This window comes from Streptomyces sp. CC228A, from assembly GCF_021390935.1.
Taxonomy (GTDB): Bacteria; Actinomycetota; Actinomycetes; order Streptomycetales; family Streptomycetaceae; genus Streptomyces.
Genome location: NZ_JAJPUI010000001.1, coordinates 45,989 through 70,862, shown reverse-complemented (window position 1 = coordinate 70,862; position 24,874 = coordinate 45,989). Strand labels below are relative to the sequence as shown.

Below are 24,874 nucleotides of genomic sequence, written 5' to 3'. Positions count from 1 at the left end.
GGCAGGACGAAGGCGGCGGGGAGGCGCTGGCCCTCGCCGCCGGGGCGGTGGTCCTGCGGCCCCGCGCGGTGTACGGCGCCGGCGACCCGCACCTGGTGCCGCGGCTGCTGGCCCGCGTGCGGCGCGGGCTGCTCCTGCTGCCGGGGCCCGACGTGGAGCTGAGCCTGACCGCGGTGGAGAACCTGACCGACGCGTGCCTGGCGGCCGCCGACTGGCCGCCCGGCGCCTACAACATCGCCGACGCCGGCGCGTACCGCAGGAACGAGGCGGTGTCGGCGGTGCTGCGGGCGCACGGTGTGCGGGCGCGGATCGGCCGCGTCCCGCGTCGTGCCGCGCACGCGGCGGCGGCCGCCGCGGAAGCGGTGTGCCGGCTGCGGCCGTCCGCCGAGCCGCCGCTGACGCGGTACGCCGTCGACCAGTTGGCGCGCACCGTCGTCCTGGACACGGCCCGGGCGGGGCGGCAGGGCTGGTCGCCGCGGCGCACCCTGTCCGACCACCTCGCGGACGTGGCGGCGGGCACCCGGTCCGGCGCTTCGCACGCGGCAGGGTCACGGACCAAGTGACCGGCGGGAGGCCGCCGATCGACAACGGGCCGGTGGCAGGCCGCTGTTCGGCCGCGTGGCGGTGCGGCGGTGGGATGCGGTTGGGGGTCCGCGCGGTGGTGCCGTTCGGCTGCGGGCCGGTGCCGGGCCGCTGTTGGGCCGCGGGGCGGTGCGTCGGTGGGATGCGGGTGCGGGGCCGCGCGGGGCCGCCGTCCGGCTGCGGGGCCGTGCCGGACGCTGTGAGTCCGCGGGATGGTGCGGCGGTGGGATGCGGTTGCGGGTCCGCGTGGTGGTGCCGTTCGGCTGCGGGGCCGTGCCGTGCTGCCGTCGGGTCACGGGGCCGTGCAGCACCGCCGCTGCCTCGCACCCCGGGTCCCGCTGCCGTGCGGCCGCAGGTGCCGCGTCGCCTTTCCCGTCAGGCCGCCGGGCACTGCCGAGCGGGGGCGCACCGCCCCCGCACAGGCCGCACCCGCGGCGGGGCGAACCCCGCCGCGGGTGCGGATCCCGGTGGCGCGCTGCGCGGCACGTACCGGCCGCCGCTCAGCGGCCGCCGAAACGCTGCTCGAACGCGGCGAACGCCGCCTCCTGGCGCCACTGCACCGCCGCCTTCCTACTGCCGGCGAGCAGCGCCCGGCACGCCTCGCCGGGCCTGTCCAGACCCGGCCGGGCGCCCCGGCAGGCGTCGACCGGCACGTACCCCCGCGCCGTCGGGTTGCCGCGCCACAGGCTGCGGCCGGGCAGGAAGGCGTACTCCAGGGAGGCGCGGGCGAGGTCCTTCAGCTCGCGGTAGCGCAGCCCGTACGTGGTCGACGCGTACTGGTACTCGTGGCTGATGTCCGTCCGGGACACCCCGGGGTCGTCGGTGGCGAGCACCACCGGGACGCCGTAGGCGCGGTACGCCGTGAACGGGTGGTCGGCGCCCTTGACGCCGAGGATCTGCGCGTTGCTCGTGAACGGCACCTCGACGGCCACCTCGTCGCGGGCCATCCGCCGGACGAGCTTCTGCCAGTCGTCCTCGTGGACGAGGTCGACACCGTGGCCGATACGCTCGGCGTGCGCGGTGCCGACCGCGTCGTTGATGTGGAACGTCAGGTGCTCGGGCTTCACCAGGCCCGGCCACAGTTCGCCCGCGTGGAGCGTGATGTGGGCTTCCGGGTACTGGCGGTGCAGGTAGTCCAGCATGCGCATGTGGAGCCGGTAGTCCCGCAGGGAGATCTCCCCGTCCTCCGGCTGCACGAGGTTGACGGCCACGAAGCGGTCGTCGCGGGAGGCGAGCCGCAGGCCGAGGGCCATCTGCGTGAACACCCGCTCGGGCGCGCTGTTGCGGGAGACCTGGGAGATCCAGCGCACCAGCAGCCGGCAGCCCGGTGCGGGGCGGTCCGTGCCGCAGCGGGCCGTGTCGCGGAACTCGGCGTGCGCGGCGTCCGCCTCCCTGCGCGCCTCGGCCACCAGCCGGTCGAGGCCGCCGTCCGCCAGCAGCTTGCGGTGCAGCCGGTCGAGGTCGGCGTCCCAGCCGACCTTCGCGGCCAGCTCCCTGGCGCCCTGGGACGCCGGGGTGGCCATCGTCTCCAGGTAGAACTGGTTCTGCCGCACCACCGAGTCGGCCACCTCGGCGAGGATCTTGCCGGGGTGACGCCACGTCACCTCGCCGAACTTCCCGAACGTGGCGAAGAAGTGGTCGTGCCCCGACTCCCCGGCCGGGAAGTCCTCCATCGACCAGGCGCGCAGCAGCGCGTCGTGGAACGCCCGGTCGGTCCGGGCGTCGGCGGCCGGCCGCCGGCCCGGGCCGCACGGCGGGGCGACGGCCGTCATCGTCGCCTCCTCGACGCACAGACCGTCCTCGCCGGCGAGCCGGATCAGATACTCCGTGGAGACCGCGCCCGACAGGTGGTTGTGCAGGTCGCCGCCCTTGGGCAGGGCCCGGAAGAAGGCCCGCAGCCGGTCCGGGTCGTCCCGCAGCGACTCCAGGTGCGCGGCGGTACGGGCCTCCGCGGGGGTGGTGTGCCGGGGCGGCGCCGGCGGGGCGGCCGCGGCGGCGGGCTGGGCGGCGCCCAGGGAGGCGGGCAGCAGGGACAGGGCGCTCAGGGCGCCGAGGCCGGCCGGGAGCAGAGTCCGGGGCCGGTGCGCGAAACGGCGGTGGGGGAGAGTCACGGTGGCATGATCGCGAGGACGGCACCGACTCCCGGCACGGCGACGCGGTGTGTACGGGCACCTCACCCGGCCGGCGGAGGCGTCCTCGGCCAACGCGTCGCGATTCGGCCGGTTCGGCGCTGCCCGCCCCTGCCCGCGCCGCGCCCGGACGGACGGCTGCCGGGCAGCGCCTGAACCGGTGCGGCCGGCCGACCGCGACGCCCGCGGGGCCGCCTCGCCCGGCACGCAAGCACCGACCGCGTGCCCTGTGCGCGGCAGGTGCGCCCCCGCGCGGAGGGTGACCGGAGCGCGCTCGCCTCGCCCGGCACGCGGGGACCGGCCTGCCCCATGCCGCGCGTGCTCCGACGGGTGCGCCTTCCCGCCGCGCGGAGGGCGGTCGGAGCGGGCTCCTCGCCCGGCGCGCGGGAGGGTGAACACTCCCGCGTGTGCTCCGCACGGCACGTCTGCCCGTCCGTGGAGGGTGACCGGAGCGCGCTCGCCTCGCCCGGCAGGTGGGGACCGGCGCGCCCCATGCCGCGCGTGCTCCGACGGGTGCGCCTTCCCGTCGCGCGGAGGGCGGCCGGAGCGGGCTCCCCGCCCGGCACGTGGGGACCGGCCGGCAACACCCCCGCGTCCTCTGCACGGCACGCCCGCCCGCGGTGCGGGAGGGCAGCGCACGTGGCCCCTCACGTGCCGGGACCGCGCCTCACCCCTCCGCCCGGGTCCCGGCGGCCGCACGTGCGCCGGACCGGTCGGCCAAGGGCCCGGGCGCAGCCCCGCCGTGCTCCGGTGCCGTCCCACCGGCCTTCGTGGCCGGGCGCCGCGGCCCCGCGCCGCGGGGTCACCACGCCGCGTCCTCCAGCCCCTCCAGATCCCCGAACAGCGACGCCACCGGCGGCTGCGCCCCGCCCGTGAGCGGCTGCTCCGTCCACATCACCTTGCCGCTCTCCGTGTACCGCGTCCCCCAGCGCCCCGCGAACTGCGACACCAGGAACAGCCCCCGTCCGCCCTCGTCCGTCGTCGCGGCCCTGCGCAGGTGCGGGGACGTGCTGCTGCCGTCCGACACCTCGCAGATCAACGCGCGGTCGCGCAGCAGGCGCACATGGATGGGCTCGGAGCCGTACCGGATGGCGTTGGTGATCAGTTCGCTCAGCATCAGCTCCGTGGTGAAGCCGATGTCCCCGAGCCCCCACCGCTCCAGCTGCCGCCCGCACGCCGCCCGGATCGGCGCCACCGCCGCCGGGTCCCGGGGGACGTCCCAGTCCGCGACCCGGTCCTCCTCCAGCAGGCGCGTACGGGCCACCAGCAGCGCGATGTCGTCGCTGCGGTGCGTCGGCAGCATCGCGTCGACCAGGGCCCGGCAGGTCTCCTCCGGGCTGCGCGACCCGCCGTCCGCGAGGGTGCCGCCCAGCAGCCGCAGACCGGTGTCCACGTCCCGCTGCCGGTTCTCGATCAGCCCGTCGGTGTACAGCACCAGCCGGCTGCCCTCGGGCAGCCGCGTCTCGTAGTTCTCGAACGGGCCGCCGCCCAGCCCCAGCGGCGGGAAGACCGGCACCTCCGGGTACTCCACCGAGCCGTCCGGCCGCACCACCGCCGGGGCGTAGTGGCCCGCGGTGGCCATGCAGCAGCTGCCCGAAGCGGGGTCGTACACCGCGTACAGGCAGGTCGCGCCGGTGATGCCCGCGGCCTCCTCGTCCTCCTCCTCTTCGTCGATCCGCGCCACCAGCTCGTCCAGGTAGCCCAGCAGCTCGTCCGGCGGCAGGTCCAGCGCCGAGAAGTTGTGCACGGCCGTGCGCAGCCGCCCCATCGTCGCCGCCGCGTGCAGTCCGTGCCCGACGACGTCCCCGACGACCAGCGCCACCCGCGCCCCGGGCAGCGGGATCACGTCGAACCAGTCGCCGCCCACGCCCGCCTGCGCCGGAAGGTAGCGGTACGCGATCTCGACCGCGTCCTGCTCCGGAAGCACCCGCGGCAGCAGGCTCCGCTGCAGGGTCACCGCCATCGTGTGCTCCCGGGTGAACCTGCGCGCGTTGTCGATGGCCACCGCCGCGCGCGCCGCGAGCTCCTCGGCGAACGCCAGATCCTCCTCCTCGAACGGCTCCGAGCCGGCCGCCCGCCAGAAGTTCGCCATGCCGACCACCACCCCCCGCGCCTGGAGTGGCACGGTGACCAGCGAGTGGATCCCGTACCGCAGCGCCGCGTCGGCGCCCGCCGGGTCCTGCGCCCGCCAGCCCGGCGCCACCCGCAGGTCGGCCTCCAGCACGGCCCGGCCGGTCGCCAGGGCGGCCGCCATCGGCGTCGTCGGCTCCGCGAAGCTGATCGGGTCCCCGACCGGTTGGAGCGGATGGTCGTCCCGCGCCCCGACCACCGCCGTCCGCCGCATCGCCGTCGCCTGCTCCGTCGGCTCCTCGCCGCGCAGCACCGGGTCCAGCAGCTCCACGGACGCGAAGTCCGCGAAGCGCGGCACCACCACCTCCGCGAGCTCCTCCGCCGTGCGCGCCACGTCCAGCGTCGTCCCGATCCGCACCCCCGCCTCGTACAGCAGCGTCAGCCGCTCGCGGGCCACCTCGGCCACCCCGGACAGCGCCCGCAGCTCCGTGGTGTCCCGGAGCGTCGCCACCGTTCCCGGCAGCCCGCCGTACGGGTCCGTGGACCGGGTGCTGACCGCCAGCAGCCGGTCGCCCGCCAGGTGCACCTCGTCCGTCACCGAACGCCCCGAGGTCAGCAGCCGAGCCGTGTCCGGCGCCAGCGCCAGCTCGCCCACCCGGCGGCCCTCCGCGTCGGCCGGCAGGCCGAGCAGCCGCCGCGCCTCGTCGTTCGCGAGCGTCAGCCGGCCCCCTGTGACGATCAGGACGCCTTCCCGCACCGCGTGCAGCACCGCGTCGTGGTGCTCGTACATCCGGGTCATCTCCGCGGGCCCGAGGCCCCGCGTCTGCCGCCGCAGCCGCCGGCTCACCAGCGACGCGCTCAGTGTCGCCAGGAGCAGCGCGGCCGCTCCCGCGCCCAGGAACACCGGGAGCTGCCGGTCCACCGCCTGCCCGACGCTGCCGATCCCCACCCCGGCCGCCACCAGGCCCACCACCCGGCCCTCGTCGTCGATGACGGGGACGACCGCCCGCGCCGCGTCCTCCGGCTCGCCCTCGTAGATCTCCGTGAAGGGCTCGCCTGCCGCCGCCCGCTCCACGCCCTCGGCGCGCGTGCCGACCAGCTCGGGATCGCTGTCGGCCAGCCGCTCACCCTCCGGGCTCATCACCACGATGAAGTCCAGTCCCGACCCGACGGCGGCCCGCACGGTGGCGGGCTGGAGCAGCGCCCCGGGGTTCTCCGACCGCAGCGCGTCGAGGGTGCCGGGCGCGTCCGAGAAGGCCTCCGCCGCGGCCAGGGCCCGGTTCTGCGCCACCTCCTCGCCGTCCTCGCGTGTGTGGAAGGCGAGCGCCACGATCGCGGCGGTGATCAGCACCACCGCGACGATGGTCTGGAGGAAGAGCACCTGTCCGGCGACGCTGCGCACCCCCAGCAGCCGCCCCTGGCGTCCGGCTCGCCCGAGACGACCGCTGATGCCCCTCATACACCCCTTTCTAACACCGGGCGCCCGCCCCCGGCGACCGCGCGCATCGCACGCCCGGCCCCGGCACGCACCGCAGCCCCTCGCCCCGACCGGCCCGGGGCGGACGTCCCCACCGGCCGGGCGGGAACCGCGCGTGGCCGGAACGTGTCCCTCTGGGGGACAGCCGCAGCGGGGTGGGGAGGCAGCATGCACACGTGGACGGTGCCCGGCTACACCGAGGTCCGCGAACTGGGCTCGGGTGCGAGCGGACGCGTGGTGCGCGCCGTCCACCACGGGACCGGGGTGCCCGTCGCCGTCAAGCACCTGAGCGAGAGCCTGCGCACCGATCCGGGCTTCCTGCACACCTTCCGCGGCGAGGCCCGCCTGCTGGGCGCACTGGAGTCGCCGTACGTCGTGCGGCTGTACGAATACGTGGAGGGCCCGGACGGCGCCGCCATCGTCATGGAGCTGGTCGACGGCGTCGCCCTGCGCGCCCTGCTGCGCGAGCACGGGCCCGTCGGCCCGGAGGCCGCCCTCACCGTCCTCAAGGGCTCGCTGCTGGGGCTCGCCGCCGCCCACGCGTCCGGGGTCGTCCACCGGGACTACAAGCCCGAGAACGTGCTGGTCACCGCGGACGGCGCCTCGAAGCTCGTCGACTTCGGGATCGCCGCGGGGCACGGCGCCACCGGCCCGGCCGCCGGGACCCCCGCGTACATGGCTCCCGAGCAGTGGGCCGGCGCTCCCGCCTCGCCCGCCGCCGACGTGTACGCCGCGACCGCGACCTTCTACGAGTGCCTCACCGGCCGCAAGCCCTTCACCGCCGGGAACTTCGCCGAACTGGCCCTGCGCCACCTGGAGGACCCCGTCCCCGAGGAGGGCGTGCCCGCGCCGCTCCTGCCCCTGGTGCGCGCCGGCCTGGCCAAGGCCCCGGAGGACCGGCCCCGGGAGGCGGCGGCGTTCGTGGCGGAGCTGGAGCGGCTCGCCGCGGCCGCGTACGGACCCGCGTGGGAGGAGCGCGGCCGGGGCAGGCTGGCCGCCCTGGCCGCACTGCTGCCGCTGCTGTTCCCCTCGGCGGGCGACCGGGCCGAGAGCGCGACCGACGTCGCCTCCACCGCGTTCGGCCCCGGCGACGCGGCCGGGTGGCAGTCGTGGCTGCCGAACGGCCCCGCCATCGGCGCCCTGTGCGCGGTCCTGCTGCTGGCACTGCTCGTTCTCGTCGCACCCGCGCCCGCCGGGACCGCCTCCGGCGGCCCCGCGCTCCCGGCCGCCGCCGCCACGACCAGCGTCGCCCCGGTCGGCGCCGCACCGGCGGGGCCGGTCCCTGCCCCGTCCGCCGCAGCTTCCCCGTCCGCCGCCTCCCCGTCCGCGCCGGGCAGCCCCTCGGGCCCGGCGAGCCCGGGCGGCGCGGGGAGGACAGCCCCGGCCCGCACCAGCCCCCGTCCCCGGGCGGCCCCGGCACGCCCGGCACCGGCGACCCGGCGGAGCCCGGGGGCCCCGGCCCGTCCCCCGCCGTGTCCGGCGGCCCGTCCACCCTCGCACCGCCGTCCCCCGGCACGGGCCCGTCACCCTCCGCCACCCCGCAGCGGCCCGGCGGGACCGCGGAGCCCGAGGCCCCGACCGCACCGGCGCCGCCCCGCGTCAAGGCCGCCACCGTCAGCGGCTTCCGCCAGACGGGCCGCACCACCGCCACCGCCACCGTCGACATCGCCACCGACGGCCCAGGCCCCGTCGTCCTCACCGTCACCTGGGCGGCGAGCGACGGCCTCGGCGGCGCCACGACGCAGGACGGCGCCACCCGCACCTACCGGTACAGCGGCTCCACCCGCTACACCCTGACCGTGGACCACGCCTTCCGGAGCACCGCCTGCTACTGGCACGTCAGGGTCTCCACCGAGCCCGCGGCCGACGGCGGCGGCTCCTCCGCGCACCTCCCCACCCGCCGGTGCGAGCTGCGATGAACGACCGCCCCGACGACGACTACAGCGCCACCGAACTCGCCAGCCACTGGGTCGAGCACCCCGCGCCGCCACCCCCGGAGGGCGCCACCCGGCCCCTGACCACCGTCCTGCGCTTCGGCCCCGGCGTCCCACCCGTCCCCCCGGCCACGCCGGCGCCGCCGCCCCGGCGGCGGGCCCGCGGCGCAGGCCCTCGCAGGCCCGCCGCTTCGCGCTGCCCGCCCTGGCCCTGCTCTGCGTCCTCGCGTTCCTCGCCTGGCAGCGGTTCGGCCCCACCGTCGCGATCCGCGACGTCGCGGCCCGCACGGACGGCGTCGTCGCCCCCGAGGGCGGCTGCGGCGGCCGCGCCGACATCGTCGGCGTCGTACGGACCGACGGGCGGCCCGGCACGCTCACCTACCGCTGGCTGCGCAGCGACGGCTCCCGCTCCGCGGTGCTCACGGAGCGGCTGCGGCGGGGCCAGCGCGAGGCGCGGCTGCACCTGCTGTGGTCCTTCACCGGCCAGGGGACCCACCGCGCCCGCGCCGAGCTCGAAGTCCTCAGCCCCAGCCGCCACACCGCGAGCGTCACCTTCACCTACGCGTGCCGGGACCTGCCGCCGTTCGAGTGGTGAGGTGTCAGCCGCGGACTTACGGTCGAACGGTGGGCGCGACGCCCCGTCCGCCCGCCGCACCGGGGGCACAGTGCCATGACGACTCCTCGACCGGCGTCCGCGCCGCAGACCGCCACCGCTCCGAAGCACGGGGACGGCGGGATGGCGCTGCTCGTCATCGCCGGCGCCCAGTTGATGGTGGTCCTGGACATCACCATCGTCAACATCGCGCTGCCGCAGATCCAGCGGGCCCTGGACTTCTCCACCACCGACCTGTCCTGGGTCGTCAACGCCTACACGCTCGCCTTCGGCGGGCTGCTGCTGCTCGGCGGCCGCACCGGCGACATCCTGGGCCGGCGCCGCATGTTCATGGTGGGCGTCGCGCTCTTCGTCCTCGCGTCGCTGCTCGGCGGACTGGCCCAGAACTCGGCGCAGTTGCTCGCCGCACGCGCCTTCCAGGGCGTCGGCGGGGCCATCGCGTCCCCCACGGCCCTCGCGCTGATCAGCACGACGTTCCGCGAAGGCCCCGAACGCAACCGCGCGTTCGGCGTGTTCGCGGCGGTCTCCGCGGGCGGCGGCGCCATCGGCCTGCTCGCGGGCGGCATGCTCGTCGAATGGCTTGACTGGCGCTGGGTGCTGTTCGTCAACGTGCCCATCGGCCTGCTCATCCTGCTCGCGGCGCCGCGCTGGATCCGCGAGTCGGAGCGCCGCACGGGCCACTTCGACGTCACCGGAGCGCTGACCTCCACCCTCGGCATGGTGCTGCTGGTGTACGGCTTCATCCGCGCCGCCCAGGAGAGCTGGGGGGACCCGGTGACCGTGGCGTCCTTCGCCGGCGCCGCCGTCATCCTCACGGTGTTCGTGCTGGTGGAGCGCCGGTCCCGGCAGCCGATCACACCGCTGCACATGTTCACCGACAGGAACAGGGCCGGCACGTACGGGATGATGCTGTGCCTGGCCGCCGCGATCTTCGGCATGTTCTTCTTCCTGACGCTGTTCGTGCAGAACGTCCTGGGCTTCGGACCCCTCCAGGCCGGCCTGGCGTTCCTCCCGGTCAGCGCGGTGATCGCGGTCGGCGCCGGGCTGACCTCGCAGCTGCTGCCGCGCTTCGGACCCAAACCCTTCATGATCGTGGGCGCGCTGCTCGCCGCGGCCGGCCTCGGCTGGCTCACCCTGGCCGACGCGGACTCCACGTACGCGGGCAGCATCCTCGGCCCCATGCTGGTGCTCAGCATGGGCATGGGCATGCAGTTCGTGTCGCTGACGCTGATGGCCCTGTCCAACGTCCGCTCTGACGAGACCGGGGCGGCATCGGGGCTGCTGAACGCCACCCAGCAGGTCGGCGGTTCGCTGGGCCTCTCCATTCTGGTGACCGTCTTCGGCACGGCGAGCGCCGACGAGGCGGAGCGCCTGGCGCCTGCCTTCCTGTCGCAGGCCACCGACGCGCAGCGGCTGCTCTTCCAACGGACCGGCGAGCTGCCGGAACCGTGGGCGTCGCAGGTGCTGACGGCGGGCGCCGGCGCGGCCTTCGTCGCGGCCGCGATCGCCGCGGCGCTCGGGGCGCTCGTCGCCCTGCTCGTCATCCAGGTCCGGCCCTCCGACCTCGAACGCCTCCAGGGCGGCGCGGGCCCCGGCCACGGATAGCGGAGCACCGGCCCGGGCGGCCGCCGGGGCCGCGTCCGAAGGGGCGGCAGGCCCCCTGCTCCGGGTCCCCCGGGTGCGTCTCCTGCCGGGCCCTCACCGGCCGTTGCCGGGGAGGTTGACAGCCGTGCGGGGGGCTGGCTTGATGAGGACTGACCGGTGGGAGCGCTCCCACCGGCGTGGTTGGCATGAACCTGACATTAAGCGGCACCGCAACGCCCCGACGCACAGTGAGGACGTGACGCAGTGGGACAGCCACCCCGTACGGAAGGGCGCACCCCCGCCCGCCGCAGACCCCTCAGGGCGCTGCTCGCCGGCGCGCTCGCCGGAGGGCTCCTCTGGGCCGCCGGCATGCCCGCCGCAGGCACCGCCGGCGCCGCCCCGCAGTCGGCGGCAGGCACCGCCGGCGCCGCCCCGCAGCCCACCGCGGCCGCCACCGCGGCCGCCGCCGCGCCCGCGGCCGCAGGCGACGACTGGCTGCACACCCGCGGCAACCGGATCGTCGACGCCCAGGGCAACCCCGTCTGGCTCACCGGTACGAACTGGTTCGGCTTCAACGCCACCGAGCGGGTCTTCCACGGCCTGTGGTCCGCCAACATCACGGAGGTCACCCGCTCCATGGCCGACCGCGGCATCAACATCGTCCGCGTCCCCGTCTCCACCCGGCTGCTCCTGGAGTGGAAAAGCGGCCAGGCGGCCGTCCCCAGCGCGGTCAACGCCCACGCGAACCCCGAACTCGCCGGGAAGACCACCCTGGAGGTCTTCGACCACTGGCTCGCCCTGTGCGAGCAGTACGGCATCAAGGTGATGCTGGACGTGCACAGCGCCGAGGCCGACAACTCCGGCCACGTGTACCCGGTGTGGTGGAAGGGCGACATCACCACCGAGGACTTCCACACCGCCTGGGAGTGGGTGACGGCCCGCTACCGCGACAACGACACCCTCGTCGCGATGGACGTCAAGAACGAACCCCACGGCGGAGCGGGGGAGTCGCCGCGCGCCAAGTGGGCGGCACCACCGACCAGGACAACTTCAAGCACGCCTGCGAGACCGCGGGCCGCCGCATCCTCGCCGTGAACCCGCACCTCCTCGTCCTGTGCGAGGGCATCCAGATCTACCCCGAGGACGGCCGGGACTGGGCCTCGACCGCCGCCACCGACTACCACTCCACGTGGTGGGGCGGCAATCTGCGCGGCGTCCGCGACCACCCCGTCGACCTCGGCGCCGGCAACGGCGACCAGCTCGTCTACTCACCCCACGACTACGGACCGCTCGTCGCCCCCCAGCCCTGGTTCGAAGGCGAGTGGGACCGCACCACCCTCGAACGCGACGTGTGGGACCCCAACTGGCTCTACCTCCACAAGGAGAACACCGCGCCGCTGCTCATCGGCGAATGGGGCGGGTTCATGGACGGCGGCCCCAACCAGAAGTGGATGACGGCCCTGCGCGACCTCCTCACCGAGGAGCGCATCCACCACACCTTCTGGTGCCTGAACCCCAACTCCGGTGACACCGGCGGCCTGCTCCTCGACGACTGGACGTCCTGGGACGAGGAGAAGTACGCCCTCCTCAAGCCGTCGCTGTGGCAGCACGGCGGCAAGTTCGTCAGCCTCGACCACCAGGTGCCCCTCGGCGGCGCGGGCAGCACCACCGGTGTCAGCCTGGACGACGTCTACGGCGACGGCGGCGGCGACCCGTCCGACACCACGCCGCCCACCGCCCCCACCGGTCTCACCGCCACCGCCACCGGCGGCTCCTCCGTGGCGCTCCGCTGGACCGCGTCCGCCGACGACACCGCGGTCACCGGGTACGACGTCTACCGGGACGGCGCCAAGGTCAGTCCCGCGCCCGTCGCCGCCACCGCGTACACCGACGCGGGGCTCACTCCCGGCACCGCGTACCGCTACGCCGTGCGGGCCCGTGACGCCGCGGGCAACGTCTCCGCGGCCTCCGCCGCCGTCACCGTCACCGTCACCACCCCGCCCGGCGGCGACCCGTCGGGCACGCTCAGGGTCCAGTACCGGAACAACGACGGATCAGCCGCCGACAACGCCATCCGCCCGGGGCTGCGCATCGCCAACACCGGCAGCGGACCGCTCGACCTGGCCACCGTGACGGCCCGCTACTACTTCACCCGCGACGCGGGCGCGCCCACCGTCAGCGCCTGGTGCGACCACGCCGCCGTCGGCTGCGCCCGGGTCGCCCTCCGCGTCGTCCCGCTGACCGCCCCGGTCGCCGGCGCCGACGCGTACCTGGAAGTGGCCTTCACCGGCGGCACGCTGGCGGCCGGGGCCCACACCGGCGACATCCAGCTCCGCATGAGCAAGACGGACTGGTCGCCGTTCGACGAGACGGACGACCACAGCCGCTCGGCGGCGGCGGAGTACGCCGACGCCCCGCGCGTCCCCGGCTACACCGGAACGGCCCTCGCCTGGGGCGCCCCGCCCTCCTGACCGGAGGGGCCGACGGAGGAGCACGTGAGACTCGCACCACCCGCCGGCTCCGCCCCGGCGGAGGGCAGCCCTCCGGTCCGCGGGGGCGCGCGGGAGGTCCCGCAGCGTGCCGGGGCCGCACCCGCCGGGGTGCGGCCCCGTACCAGCGGGGCGCGGAGACTCAGCCGTGCGGCTGCGGCTGCGGCTGCGCGGGCGCGTCCTGCGGGCAGGCGAGGCGGGCGTGGACGGCGACGACGCCGTCCACGGACCGGCACAGCCGCTCCACCAGCGCCGACTGCGCCCGGTCGGCGACCCGGCCGGTCAGGGTCACCACACCGTCCTGCACGTCCGTGCGCACGGCTGCCCGGGCGAGCCCCAGGGTCTCGCCCAGGACCTCGCGGTCGATCTCCTCGCGGATCGCGGTGTCGCCCCGCAGGAACGGCCGCAGCAGGTCGGCGCGGCTGACGATGCCGACCAGCCGGCCGGTGCCGTCCACCACGGGGAGCCGCTTGACGCCGTGCCGGGCCATGACGCGGGCCGTCTCGACGACGTTCCAGTCGGGGCGTGCGGTGACCGGCGGCGCGGACATCAGGGCGCCCGCGTCCTCGGCCTCCGCCTTCGCGCGCTCCCGCGGCCGGGGCGGCGGCCCCGCGGTCCGCCCCCGGGGTCCGGCAGGCTCGCCGGCTTGCGCAGCAGGTCGCCCTCGGAGACGACCCCGACGGGGCGGTCCCGCGCGTCGACCACGGGCACCGCCGTGACGTCGTACGCGGCGAGCAGGTGGGCGACCTCCTTGAACGGGGTGTCCGGGCGCACGGTGACGACGTGGTGCGTCATGACGTCCGCGACGGTGCGGTGCTGCATGTCCCCGCCTCCTCTCCTCACTGCCACGATGTCCGCCGAAGGCGGCCGGGCGGCAGGGCCGGACGGCCCGGTGGCGGGGCGCCACAGGGCCCGCCGGGGCCGCTCGCCCGGCCGCGGCGGACGGAGGCGTCCGAGCGCCGGTACGGAGCGGCGCGCGGGGCGCGGACCGGCTCGCAGGCGAGCGCCGGTCACGGCCGAGGCGGTCGGCGCCCCGCGGGGGGTGCGCCCTCCTGACTGCGGGACAGGGGCCGCACCGCTCGCCGGGGGTGCACCGCGGCAGGATCCCCGGGTACGCCGAGGACCGGCGGCCGCGTGGGGGAGCGGGCCGCCGGTCCGGGGTGGGACGGATGGTGCGGATGGTGCGGGGGCGGGGACGCCTCAGCGGGCGGGGATCAGAAGACGCTGACCCCGTAGGCGTTGAGGGCCTCGGTGACCGGCTGGAAGAACGTGGTACCGCCCGTGCGGCAGTTGCCGCTGCCGCCGGAGGTCAGGCCGAGGGCGGTGGAGCCGGCGAACAGGGCGCCGCCGCTGTCGCCCGGCTCGGCGCAGACGTTGGTCTGGATCATGCCGTAGACGACGTCGCCGCCGCCGTAGTTGACGGTGGCGTTCAGTCCGGTGACGCGGCCGCTGTGGAGGCCGGTGGTGGAGCCGCTGCGCTGGACGGTCTGGCCGACGTACGCGTTGCCGGCGGAGGTGATGTCGCGGTAGCTGCCGTTGTAGAGGTAGACGCGGCCGTCCGCGAGGGAGGAGCTGGCCAGGCGGATGATGCCGTAGTCGTTGACGGGGAAGCTGGAGCCGGCCCGGGTGCCGAGCGTCGAGGTCTGCGACGAGTTGGTGTACCAGGTGCTCGCGATGTCGGTGCAGTGGCCGGCCGTCAGGGCGTAGTACGTGCCGTTGCCGCTGCGCACGTTGAAGCCGAGCGAGCAGCGGCCGCCGCCGCCCGCGTAGATGGCCTGGCCGCCGGCGATGAGCTTGTTGAACTTCCCGGGGGTGCGCTTGATCTCCACGGCGCCGGCCTTGGCGCCCGCGGCCTTCTTGAGCTTCGCGAGCTCGGCGGCGGACACGGTGGAGTCGGCGGTGACCACGAGCTTGCCGGACGCGGCGTCGGTGTACCAGGCGGTGCCCGGCACGTCGGCGTCCAGGACGGCCTCGCTCACCTGGGCCAGTTCGGCGGTGGTGGCCCGGGCGGTGTCGGCGGTCTTCGCCCCGGCGGTGGGGGCGGCGAGCGCGGTGGCGCCGACCAGCGCGGCGGCGACGGCGGTCAGCCGTGCGGCTCTGGTGACGGCGCCGCGGGGGTGAAGCGCTTGAGGTTCACAAGTCCTCCGGTGGGGGATCGTCAGGGCCCGTTGGGTGGACGGGCCGGTGGGGCACCGGCGGTGCGCGGGAGGGTCTCCCGCCACGGATCCGCCATGTGCCTGACAACTCGCTCGCCGGGAATCTTCCGGTCCGGTTGCCCTTCCCCGCAAGGCCGGGTTTCGGTCGCTCCACGCGCGTCGACGGCAGCCCCCGCCCGCTCTCCCGGCCCGGGCGGCGCGCGGCTCCGCCGGCGCCCCGCCGGGCGGCCTGCGGACCGGCGCGGCGACGGCCGGAGCGCACGCGCCCGCCCGGGGCGCGCCGCGTGGGAGGGCTCCCAAGCCCGGCAGGACCCGGATCCGCGTTCCGCCTGTTCAGGGTTGAACAGCCGCCGGATCCGGCTTCCCGTGCCCGCATCCGGCGCCCCGCCGGCGGGCGCCGCCGCCCTCCCGCCCGGCGCGGCGGCGGACCGGCGCCGGGCCGCCGCGCCGAACGGCGGGCCCCGCCACGGCCGTGGCCGCGGACGGGGCCCGCCCCGCACACCCTTATGCGCCGAACCCTCCCGTTCGCCCCGCGGTACAGGCTGTCCGGATTCCGTCTCCGCCGCCGTCCGGAGGCCTCACCACGCGACCGGCAGCGCCTCAGGACCGCGGATCAGGGCGCTCCGCCGCCACGTCAGCTCCTCGGCCGGTGCCGCCAGCCGCAGCCCCGGCAGCCGCTCCAGGAACGTGTCCAGCAGCAGCTCGATCTCCATCCGCGCCAGCAGCGTCCCGGTGCAGAAGTGCGGCCCGTGCCCGAACGCCACATGCGGGTTGGGCGAGCGGTCGAAGTCGATGCGCTCGGGGTCGGCGAACACCTCCGGGTCCCGGTTCGCCGCGAGGTACGACACGTAGACCGCGTCACCCGCGCTGATCCGCACCCCCCGCAGGTCCACGTCCTCCAGCGCCACCCGGGCCAGCCCGACGGTCGCCCGGTGCGGGATGTACCGCAGCAGCTCGTCGACGGCCTGCGGCCGCAGCTCCGGCTCGGCTCGCATCCGCTCCATCAGGTCGGGCCGGGTCAGCAGCAGGTAGAGCATGTTGCCGCAGTTGTTGGTGACCGCCTCCCCGCCGATCTGGATCGGGCCGACGAGGCCGACCGCCTCCTCCTCGGCCAGGTCGCCCCGCGCCACGGCCGCCGCCAGCAGGGTCAGCAGGTCCGCCGTCTCCTCGTCCCCGGGGGGCGCCGCCCCCCTGCGCGCCGCGAGCTCCTCCGCGAACCATCCGTACATGGCGTCCTTCGCCCGGCCCGTCGCCTCGGCGCCGCCGGCCGGGAACACGATCGCATGCACCCAGCCGGCCATCCGCGACCGGTCCGCCTCCGGTACTCCGACCAGCTCGCACATCACGGTCGTCGGGAACGGGGCCAGCACCCGCTCCACCAGGTCCGCCGGCGGGCCGTCCCGCAGCAGCGCGTCCACGTAGCCGGCGAGGAGCTCCCGGGCCCTGCCGCGCAGCCGCTCCACCCCGCGCGCCGAGAACGCGGGCGCGACGGCCCGGCGCAGCCGGTTGTGCTCCGGCGGTTCCGCGAACGCCAGGGCGCCCGGCTTCGGTTTGAAGTGCGGGGCCAGCCGCGTCACCTGGAGGCCCGGCACCGGCGCGCGGCTGAAACGGGAGTCGTTCGTGACCGCCTTGACGTCCTCGTACCGCGTCACCAGCCATGCCCAGCCCTCGCCGTGCGGAAGCCGGATCCGGCTCACCGGGCCCTCCCGCATCAACTCCTCCAGCACCGGGTCGAACACGGTGCCCTTGAGGTCCAGCGCGGGCCAGAACCGCACCGGCGGCGGCCCCAGGGGCGGTCGTGCGACGGTGTCCTCGATCACGCGTGTCTCCGTTCCGTTCTGCGGTCCCCGCCCGGGTCACTGCTCACCCTCCCGCCCGCCGGGCGGAACCTCGCGCTGGACTACTCCGTACGGCCCGCCCCGCCCGGCGGGAACCGCCGGGCGGCCGTACGCCGTGGTAGCGGCCGGGGTCCACGGGACGAGGAGAGGGGCTGCGATGGCTGCCGGAGCGGTGCGGATCGACGGGAACACCCTGCTGTGGGGCGGCGGTACGCGGGTCCGGTTCATCCGGACCCTGCGGCTGCCGGAGCAGGGCACGTACCCGCTGCCTCCGGGGCTCGGCGAGTTCCCGGTACGGCGGGTCGAGGACTTCCCGGACACGGCGCCGCCGGAGTGGCTGGCCCGCGGCGGCGTGCTCGTCCCCATGTACCTGCGCGAGGCGCTGTGGCTGAGCTTCGCGGGCAGCGCGGAGCCGGCGGCGCTGCAGGTCGGCGTCGGCAAGGTCTGCGCGGTCTCCGGCCGCCCCTGGAGCGGCACCCTGGCGCGCGACCCGCAGAACTACGTCGTGCTGCCCCGCCAGCCGTGGCTGGACGGCATCAACTCCGGCCGCGGCACGGTCCGCCAGTTCGTCGCCGTCCCGCTGGGGCTCGGTGCCACCGTCGAGGGGCAGGTGACCGGGGAGGAGACCTGGGGCGGCCTCCAGTTGCAGGCGTTCCCGCTGGCGCCGCCCGCCCTGGAGGCATGGCGGGAGCAGCAGCCCGCGCCGCAGCGGTACGGGCCGGGGACGTGGGGCGGCCCGCTGGGCGCGGCACCCGGCCACGCGGGCTCCGTACCCGTGCCCGCGGGCGGCTACGGGGCGCCGGCGCCCCAGGCGTACGGCATGCCCGCCCCTCCGCCGGCCGCCGCGCCCCCGCGCCCGGGGCCGCACCCGGCCCCGCGGCGCCCGCCGCCGCTCCGGGCGCGGTCCGCGGCGCCCCGCGCCGGGCCGCCGCCATGGGGCTCGGCGCGGGCGGCACCATGCGCCAGGAGGTGTACCAAGACGACCGCCCCCTCGCCGACTGGGCCGCGGAGCCCTCCGGCCGTGTGTTCGTCCACCTCGTCACCCCGCCCGACTGGCGCCGCATCACCGGGGAGGAGCCGCCCCCGTCCCCCGTCGACCGTGCGGCGTACACCAGCGCGGGACTGCCCTGGTACGACTACGACGACGCCGGGGCCGCCGACCTGCCGCCCGCCGGACCGCTCGGCGCCGTCAAGCCGGTGGGGGACTGGCTCGGAGGCGACCACGACCCGTGGGTGCCGCCCGCCCCGGGCCAGGTCACGCCGCTGGGGGACGCCCGGCCGCCGGGCAGGCCGGTCGGGGACGGAGCCTGGTGAGCGGCCGCCCCCATGCGGCACATGGGTGAATGTGCCCCTTTCGCTCCTGTCGGCCGTGACGTGCCGGGGGTCTGCCGGTTAGCAGGGGGACCCGGCCGCGGGTCCCCCGACGAGAAGGAAGAGTCATGATCAAGAAGGTTGTTGCCTCCGCCGGTATTGCCGCCGCCGCGCTCGGCGCCTGTGCCCCGATGGCGTTCGCCACGGGAGACCACCTCGTGGACACGCAGAACGGCAACTACTCCGAGCAGGCGTACGGCAACACCGTCACCGGTGGTGAGATGAGCCCGCAGTTCACCGCCGTCCAGGGCTCGCTGAACAAGCTGTGCGCCGGCGTCCCGATCGCCGCGGACGTCCAGAACATCCTGCTCATCAACGTCGGTGTCCAGGACCTCCTCAACGACACGCAGAACCAGCAGTGCGCCGAGAACTCCACCGCCGTCAAGGGCGACAGCGCCCTGTCGCACCTGGTGGAGAGCGTCCTCTCGGAGAACCTCTCCGCCGCCGTCAGCTGAACGCGCGGGACCGCGGGCCGGCCGGGACCTCCCGGCCGGCCCGCGGCCGTGTCAGCGGAGTGTCAGGTGAGCGTGTTCGTCAGGTGCGGGCCGATGTAGCCGATGAACACGCCGTGCCGCGCGCACGCCCCGTCGAAGTAGTGCAGCCGCGGAGCGACCGTGTTGCCCCCGCCGATCCGCAGGTGCGCGCCCATGAACAGGCGGCGGCTCGGATGGACGTACTCCGGTACGGGGAAGGTCCGCTGCCGCCGCCAGCACGGGTTGGCCTTGACCGTCTTGGACTCGCCCCGGACGATCTTCCGCGGCGAGATGGTGTGGGCGCCCCGCGGCGCGCGCTCGCACCAGGTGCGGAAGTCGCCGTGCGCCCCGCCGCCGATCGCCGCGTCGGCGAAGTCGCGCAGCGCCAGCAGCGCCTCCCAGGCCGTCCGCACCCACGACGAGCCGTACGCCTGGTCGTCCAGTTCCAGGGCCTCCTTCGGGTTGCCGGTGAAGTGCACGTGCCGCATCCCGGCGATGTGCTCCAGTATCTGCGCGAAGGACGAGGGGCCGGGTGGCTCGCCGACGGCGGTGCCTGGCCTGCGGGCGACCACTAAGAGATAGCTGCTGCTGTCCACGGATCGGTTCCTTCCGGGCGACGGCAAGCGGCAGGACGGCGCGGAACGGGCGTCATGGGGGGTGTGCCGCTGCGGGCCAGTCGAGAATGACCCACCTCCGAGAGCGCCGTCAACGGAACTTCCCCATTGCGTCAACCCTCGTATATCTGTGCGTCAAACCGGGTCTTATGTGGTCGGTTTCGTGCGTCGGCCCGCCGCCCGCATCCCGGCCCCGCCACCTGCATCCCGGCCCCGCCGCCCGCATCCGGGCCCCGCCGCCGTCACGGCGGCAGCCGGCGTACCAGGGCGTCGGCCGCCCGCTGCTCCCAGCGCTCCGGCGCCCACCCCCGCCCGCCGACCGGCAGCGCGTACGTCTCCGGCCCCAGGAGTGCCGCCGCCACATCCGCCGCCGAACCGGCGTCGTGGCCGTCCCGCAGCACCCCGCCCGTCTTCGCCGCCAGTACCCCGGCGAAGCGCAGCTGCACGGTGTGCCGCTGCGACACGTTGGCGCGCCACGGCTCCGCGGGCTCCGCGTCGGGGGCGGCCGCGCCGCGCACGTCCGCGTCACGTATCCGTCCGCCGAACACGCCGTCGCCGCCTTCGAGGGCAAGCCGGGTCCCCTGCGCGGACCACCGCGCCGCGCTGGAGACCGCCGGCCGGTGGCGGGCCGCCCGCGCCGGCGTCGCCGAACCGTGCGCCGCACCCGGCCGACCGGCCGGCGGGTGCCTCGCCATGGACGTCCCGTACCTCCTCGCGGCGGCCCGCCGGGACGCCCGCCCCCGGTAGCGGAGGGGCGGCGGGTGCCGTGCGGCCCGCGGGCCGGGCGGCTCCAGGGCGACGCGCGACGCGGTGGGACGCGCAGCCCGCGACGCGGTGGGATCCGCGCGGCTCTCGGCCGACTGACGGAAACACGACACTGTCGGAGGGCTCCGGCTCACGAACGCCCTGCCGAAAACGGAACCTTGGGCAAACATCGGGCCATCGGGTGACCCTGTGTCAATCAGCTTCACTCGAAAGGGCTATGCTCAACGCCCGTCGTCATATGATCTTTCTCGTCGATGGGTTTGAGGGTGCTGATGGTCCGTGAGGAATCGTCGCCCGGAAGTGGAAGCCCGCGGTCCGCGGCATCTTTCGTGTGGCTGCTGCCCGCCGCTGTGATCGCTGTAGCCGCCGGAGTGCTGGTGGCCGTGGTTCCCGCTTCCGCACGGGGCCCCGTGGGGGCTCTGGGGGCGGTCGCCGCCCTCACCCTGGCGGCGCTGGGGTCCGAGGTCGCCCGCAGAGGGCGCCTCCTGGCGGAGCTGCGGGGCGCGGTCGCCGCCCGCGACACCGCCCTGGCCCGGCGCCACGCCGAGACCGCGCACCTGGCCGGGACCCTGCTGCCGGACGCCGTCGAGCGGCTGCGCCGCGGGGAGTTCCCCGAGGATGTGCTCGCCTCCATCAACGCCCCGGAGGAGCACCAGGCCGTCGTCCGCGTGGTCGTGGACGCCGTCGTCGCGGAGGAGGACCTGCGCGAGTCCGCGCAGCGCGCCTTCGTCAACATCGCCCGCCGCGTCCAGGCCATCGTGCACCAGCAGGCCACCGAGCTGCGGGCGATGGAGGACCGGCACGGCAACCGGCCGGACGTCTTCGGCGACCTGCTGCGCATCGACCACGGAACCGCCCTCATCGGCCGCCTCGCGGACTCCATCGCCGTCCTCGGCGGAACCCGCCCCGGCCGCCAGTGGAGCAGGGCCGTCCCCCTCTACAGCGTGCTGCGCGGCGCCATGTCCCGCATCATCGACTACCAGCGGGTCGAACTGCACTCGGTCACCGAGGTCGCCGTCACCGGCCCCGCCGTCGAGCCGCTCATCCACACGCTGGCCGAGCTCCTCGACAACGCCACCCGCTACTCGCCGCCGCAGACCCGCGTCCACCTGACCGCCGTGGACGTGCAGTCGGGCATCGCCGTCGAGATCGAGGACGGCGGCGTCTCGATGAGCGAGGAGGCCCGCAAGCGCGCCGAGCGGATGCTGCGCCAGGCCCAGCAGGGCATCGACCTCAACGACCTGGGGGAGACCCCGCGCCTCGGCCTCGCCGTCGTCGGCCGCCTCGCTCAGGCGTACGGCTTCCAGGTCAGCCTGCGCTCCTCCGCGTACGGCGGTGTGCGCGCCGTCGTGGTCGTCCCGCAGGAACTGATCACCACCGTCGCCGGCGCCTCCGGTCTCGCCCACGGCATCGGTGCCACCTCCGTGCCCCAGACCACCGTCCCGGCCGCACCCCCGTCCCGGGGCCCGCCCGCGCCGAGCGCACCGCCACCGGCCCGGTGGCGGCCCCCGAGGCGCCCCCGGTCGTCGAGCGGACCCCGAACGGGCTGCCCCAGCGCCGCCGCAGGAAGCCGTTCGGCGCGCCGCCGCAGGGCGCTGCCGCCCCGGCCTCCGCACCCGCCGCATCCACCGGTGAGACGTCGCCGACGCCCGCCGCCACGGGTCCCGAACCGGGTCAGCACCCGCAGGTGCAGCCCGGCATGTGGCTGGCCGCCTTCCAGAGCGGCCTGTCCGGGGAGCCCACCGACGCAAGCAGCAAGGGGAACACGCAGCAATGATCAAGCAGCAGGCCAATATGGACTGGATGCTCAAGGACCTCGCGGAAGGAGTCCCGCAGACCCGGAACGTGGTCGTGCTCTCCGCCGACGGCCTGCGCATGGCCCAGTACGGCGCCGACAACGACACCGCCGACCGGCTCGCCGCGGCCTGCGCCGGCCTGCAGTCCCTCGCCGGGGCCGTCGCCACCGAACTGCCGCACAGCGACGGCCGGATGCGGCTCGTCGTGATCGAGATGGACGGCGGGTTCTTCTACCTGATGGCCGCCGGGGAGGGCGCGTACCTCGCCGTGCTCGCCGACGAGGGCGTGGACGCGGGGCTGATGGGCCAGCGCATGCGCGACCTGGTCCTGCGGATCGGGGAGCACCTGAGCAGCCCGCCGCGGCAGGACGGGCAGGGCGCCAGGTGAGCGACGCGGGCGGCGGGGACTGGGAGGACTCAAGTCCCGAGCGGCTCTACGTGATCACGGGGGGCCGCAGCGGCGGGTCAGCGCCCGTCGACCTCGACCTCGTCACGCTGATCGTGGCGAAGTCGGGGGTGAAACCCGGCATGCAGCCGGAGCACGCGACGATCGTACGCATGTGCCAGTCACCGCTGTCCGTGGCCGAGATCTCCGCGTACACCGGCCTCCCGGTCAGTGTCGTCACGGTCCTCCTCGGCGACCTGCTCGCCGAGAACCGGGTCCTGGCGCGACCCCCCGTCCCACCCGCCCGACTCCCCGACCCCGCGTTGATAGAGGCAGTTATCGATGGACTTCAGAAGCTCTGAGCAGCCCGGCTCCGAGCAGGTCGCCGGTACCGCGGTTCGGGGGCCGCGGAGCGAGGACGCCCTGCCCGAGACCGCGACCACCGCGGTGAAGGTGGTGATCGTGGGCGGGTTCGGCGTCGGCAAGACCACCTTCGTCGGCTCCGTCAGCGAGATCCGCCCGCTCACCACCGAGGAGACGATGACCCAGGCCGGGGTCGGCGTCGACGACACCTCGGGCGTCGACGGGAAGACGTCGACCACGGTCGCCATGGACTTCGGCCGCATCAGCATCAACCAGGAACTGGTGCTGTACCTGTTCGGCACACCCGGGCAGGAGCGGTTCTGGTTCCTGTGGCGCGGCCTGTTCGAGGGCGCGCTCGGTGCCGTGGTGCTGGTCGACACGCGCCGCCTGGAGGTCAGCTTCGACGTGCTGGGCCGCCTGGAGGAGCGCGGTGTGCCGTTCGTGGTCGCCGTGAACAGCTTCCCGGACGCGCCCGCGTACCCGGTCGAGGAGCTGCGGACCGCGCTGGACCTGCCGGCCGGCGTGCCGATCGTGCCGTGCGACGCCCGGGACCGCGCCTCCAGCCGCGACATCCTGATGACGCTGATGCGCTACCTGCAGACCCTCGTCACGACCCAGGAGGCGTCATGACCCCGCCCGAGTCCGCGCCGCACGCCTTTCCCCTGGCACCCCCCGCCGGCCTGGCCCCGCCGCCCGGCTGCCCCGCGCACGGCATGGACGGCGGCGTCCTGCGCCGGCTGTACGGCCCGGAGGCGGAAGCCGACCCGAAGGCCCTGTACGAGGTGCTGCGCGCCGAGCACGGCCCGGTGGCCCCGGTCCTCCTCCACGGCGACCTGCCGGCCTGGCTGGTGCTGGGGCACAGGGAGAACCTGGAAGTCATGCGGTCGCCTTCGCGGTTCTCCAACGACTCCCGGCTGTGGCGCATGTTCCGCGAGCACCGGGTGCCGGCCGACTCGCCGCTGCGCCCCATGGTGGAGTGGCAGCCGCTGTGCGTGTTCGCTGACGGCGCGGACCACGAGCGGCTGCGGTCGGCCGTGCGGGACGGCCTGGAGGGGTTCGACCGCCGCGGCATCCGCCGGTACGTGATCCGCTACACCCACCAGCTCGTCGACGCGGTCTGCGCGACCGGCCAGGCCGACCTCATCGGGGATTTCGCGGAAAAGCTCCCGATGCTGGTGATGACCCAGCTGTTCGGCATGCCGGAGGACTACGGGCCGAAGCTCGTGGACGCGGCGCTCGACCTGATGAAGGGCAGCGAGACCGCCCTCGCCAGCAACGACTTCGTGGTGCAGACCCTCCGTACGCTCGTCGAGCGGAAGAAGGAGCGCCCGGGGCACGACTTCGCGAGCCGGCTGATGGCGCACGAGGCAGGGCTCGGCGACGACGAGGTCATGGAGCACCTGCGGCTGGTGCTGGTCGCCGCGAACGAGACGACGGTCAACCTGATCGCCAACACCCTGCACCTCGTGCTGACCGACCGGCGCTTCCGGGCCAACCTGGCCGGCGGCCACATGACGCTGCCGGACGCCCTGGAGCAGGTGCTGTGGGACGAGCCGCCACTCTCCGCCATCACCGGCCGGTGGGCCACCGGGGACACGGTGCTCGGCGGCCGGCAGATCCGGGCGGGAGACATGCTGCTGCTGGGACTGGCGGCGGGCAACGTCGACCCGGAGATCCGCCCCGACCTGGATCGCCCGCTGCTCGGCAACCGGGCCCACCTGGCGTTCAGCAGCGGCCCGCACGAGTGTCCCGGCCAGGACATCGGCAGGGCCATCGCCGACACCGGCATCGACACGCTGCTCGCGCGCCTGCCCGACCTGCGCCTGGCCGTCCCGGAGACCGAGCTGCGCTGGTCGGCGGCCTGGATGTCGAAGCGGCTGGACGCCCTGCCCGTGCAGTTCACCCCGCCGGCGCCGGTGTCCCGGCCGAGGCCCGGCAGCGCGCCGCGGGACTTCGCCTCGACGTCACCGGGGCCGCTGCCCGAGCAGGTGGCCGTGGACCGGCCCGCGGTGGTGCGGACCTCGGACGAGAGACCGGTGCGGCGGACGTGGTGGAGCGCACTGTTCGGATCCGGCCACTGAGCCGGTGACGCGGGACCTGCGTCCGGCGGCCGGGACCGTGTCGCTTACACGGCAATCGTCCTGTTGGAAGTGGGTGCACGGGTGACTACTATGCGCCAGAGTTGATCATTCTTGTGGTGCAAGTGCCGTGAGTTGACACGACTCTGACGGTTAT

The 24,874-nt window shown here is 75.5% G+C and carries 17 protein-coding genes and 3 pseudogenes; 13 read left to right on the top strand and 7 right to left on the bottom strand.

Annotated elements, in window-relative coordinates; translation table 11 throughout:
• Nucleotides 1–47 precede the first annotated feature (47 nt).
• Nucleotides 48–563: a hypothetical protein gene (locus L6E17_RS30780; RefSeq protein WP_308315799.1), complete on the top strand. Its 516-nt coding sequence runs from the start codon at nt 48–50 to the stop codon at nt 561–563.
• Between the two features lie 519 nt (nt 564–1,082).
• Here the strand turns inward: L6E17_RS30780 and L6E17_RS00320 are convergent.
• Together L6E17_RS00320 and L6E17_RS00315 are read right to left on the bottom strand one after the other, a co-directional pair.
• Entirely contained in the window at nt 1,083–2,693 is a 1,611-nt protein-coding gene (locus L6E17_RS00320) for an adenosine deaminase (protein WP_236238802.1), read from the bottom strand.
• An 820-nt stretch (nt 2,694–3,513) separates the two neighbouring features.
• Nucleotides 3,514–6,240 (bottom strand): SpoIIE family protein phosphatase/ATP-binding protein, encoded by a 2,727-nt coding sequence (locus L6E17_RS00315; RefSeq protein WP_236238801.1) that lies wholly within the window; start codon nt 6,238–6,240, stop codon nt 3,514–3,516.
• Nucleotides 6,241–6,426: 186 nt separating this feature from the next.
• Between L6E17_RS00315 and L6E17_RS00310 the strand changes: the two genes are divergently transcribed.
• The 5 genes from L6E17_RS00310 (at nt 6,427) to L6E17_RS00290 (ending at nt 12,860) form a co-directional block, all read left to right on the top strand.
• Nucleotides 6,427–8,055, top strand: a complete 1,629-nt coding sequence (locus L6E17_RS00310; protein ID WP_236238800.1) for a serine/threonine-protein kinase — start codon at nt 6,427–6,429, stop codon at nt 8,053–8,055.
• Nucleotides 8,056–8,607: 552 nt separating this feature from the next.
• Complete coding sequence (locus L6E17_RS00305) at nt 8,608–8,787, top strand: hypothetical protein (RefSeq protein ID WP_236238799.1); 180 nt, start codon at nt 8,608–8,610, stop codon at nt 8,785–8,787.
• A 141-nt stretch (nt 8,788–8,928) separates the two neighbouring features.
• A complete protein-coding gene (locus L6E17_RS00300; protein WP_236239579.1) occupies nt 8,929–10,410 on the top strand; it encodes an MFS transporter in 1,482 nt (493 codons plus the stop codon).
• A 243-nt stretch (nt 10,411–10,653) separates the two neighbouring features.
• Complete coding sequence (locus L6E17_RS30345; RefSeq protein ID WP_308315798.1) at nt 10,654–11,484, top strand: cellulase family glycosylhydrolase; 831 nt, start codon at nt 10,654–10,656, stop codon at nt 11,482–11,484.
• Nucleotides 11,412–12,860: a cellulose binding domain-containing protein gene (locus L6E17_RS00290; RefSeq protein ID WP_308315797.1), complete on the top strand. Its 1,449-nt coding sequence runs from the start codon at nt 11,412–11,414 to the stop codon at nt 12,858–12,860. The genes L6E17_RS30345 and L6E17_RS00290 overlap by 73 nt, the downstream gene beginning before the upstream one ends.
• A 160-nt stretch (nt 12,861–13,020) precedes the next feature.
• Here L6E17_RS00290 and L6E17_RS00285 read toward each other — a convergent pair.
• The 3 genes and pseudogenes from L6E17_RS00285 to L6E17_RS00275 all read right to left on the bottom strand — a co-directional run bounded on the left by L6E17_RS00285 (nt 13,021) and on the right by L6E17_RS00275 (nt 16,854).
• A pseudogene (locus L6E17_RS00285) lies at nt 13,021–13,700 on the bottom strand (CBS domain-containing protein).
• A 392-nt stretch (nt 13,701–14,092) separates the two neighbouring features.
• Nucleotides 14,093–15,034, bottom strand: coding sequence for a S1 family peptidase (locus tag L6E17_RS00280; protein WP_236239577.1), 942 nt, complete (start codon nt 15,032–15,034; stop codon nt 14,093–14,095).
• Nucleotides 15,035–15,612: 578 nt separating this feature from the next.
• Entirely contained in the window at nt 15,613–16,854 is a 1,242-nt protein-coding gene (locus L6E17_RS00275) for a cytochrome P450 (RefSeq protein WP_236238798.1), read from the bottom strand.
• 175 nt (nt 16,855–17,029) lie between these two features.
• Between L6E17_RS00275 and L6E17_RS00270 the strand changes: the two are divergent.
• Both L6E17_RS00270 and L6E17_RS00265 read left to right on the top strand, forming a co-directional pair.
• Nucleotides 17,030–18,186, top strand: a pseudogene (locus L6E17_RS00270) (hypothetical protein).
• Between the two features lie 125 nt (nt 18,187–18,311).
• On the top strand, nt 18,312–18,698 hold the full coding sequence (locus tag L6E17_RS00265; RefSeq protein ID WP_236238797.1) for a rodlin: 387 nt from the start codon (nt 18,312–18,314) through the stop codon (nt 18,696–18,698).
• Between the two features lie 62 nt (nt 18,699–18,760).
• Here L6E17_RS00265 and L6E17_RS00260 read toward each other — a convergent pair whose 3' ends face one another.
• Both L6E17_RS00260 and L6E17_RS00255 read right to left on the bottom strand, forming a co-directional pair.
• The gene (locus L6E17_RS00260; protein ID WP_236238796.1) at nt 18,761–19,312 is read right to left on the bottom strand and encodes a hypothetical protein; all 552 of its coding nucleotides are present in this window, start codon (nt 19,310–19,312) and stop codon (nt 18,761–18,763) included.
• 260 nt (nt 19,313–19,572) lie between these two features.
• Nucleotides 19,573–20,025 (bottom strand): hypothetical protein, encoded by a 453-nt coding sequence (locus tag L6E17_RS00255; protein WP_236238795.1) that lies wholly within the window; start codon nt 20,023–20,025, stop codon nt 19,573–19,575.
• Nucleotides 20,026–20,367: 342 nt separating this feature from the next.
• Between L6E17_RS00255 and L6E17_RS00250 the strand changes: the two are divergent.
• From L6E17_RS00250 to L6E17_RS00230, 5 genes and pseudogenes are all read left to right on the top strand, one after another.
• Nucleotides 20,368–21,872: pseudogene (locus L6E17_RS00250) on the top strand (sensor histidine kinase).
• Nucleotides 21,869–22,279: a roadblock/LC7 domain-containing protein gene (locus tag L6E17_RS00245; protein ID WP_236238794.1), complete on the top strand. Its 411-nt coding sequence runs from the start codon at nt 21,869–21,871 to the stop codon at nt 22,277–22,279. Before L6E17_RS00250 ends, L6E17_RS00245 begins: the two are co-directional and overlap by 4 nt.
• A complete protein-coding gene (locus L6E17_RS00240; RefSeq protein ID WP_236238793.1) occupies nt 22,276–22,638 on the top strand; it encodes a DUF742 domain-containing protein in 363 nt (120 codons plus the stop codon). The genes L6E17_RS00245 and L6E17_RS00240 overlap by 4 nt, the downstream gene beginning before the upstream one ends.
• Nucleotides 22,619–23,269, top strand: coding sequence for an ATP/GTP-binding protein (locus L6E17_RS00235; RefSeq protein ID WP_236238792.1), 651 nt, complete (start codon nt 22,619–22,621; stop codon nt 23,267–23,269). Before L6E17_RS00240 ends, L6E17_RS00235 begins: the two co-directional genes overlap by 20 nt.
• Nucleotides 23,266–24,720 (top strand): cytochrome P450, encoded by a 1,455-nt coding sequence (locus tag L6E17_RS00230; RefSeq protein ID WP_236238791.1) that lies wholly within the window; start codon nt 23,266–23,268, stop codon nt 24,718–24,720. The genes L6E17_RS00235 and L6E17_RS00230 overlap by 4 nt, the downstream gene beginning before the upstream one ends.
• The last annotated feature ends 154 nt before the right edge of the window (nt 24,721–24,874 follow it).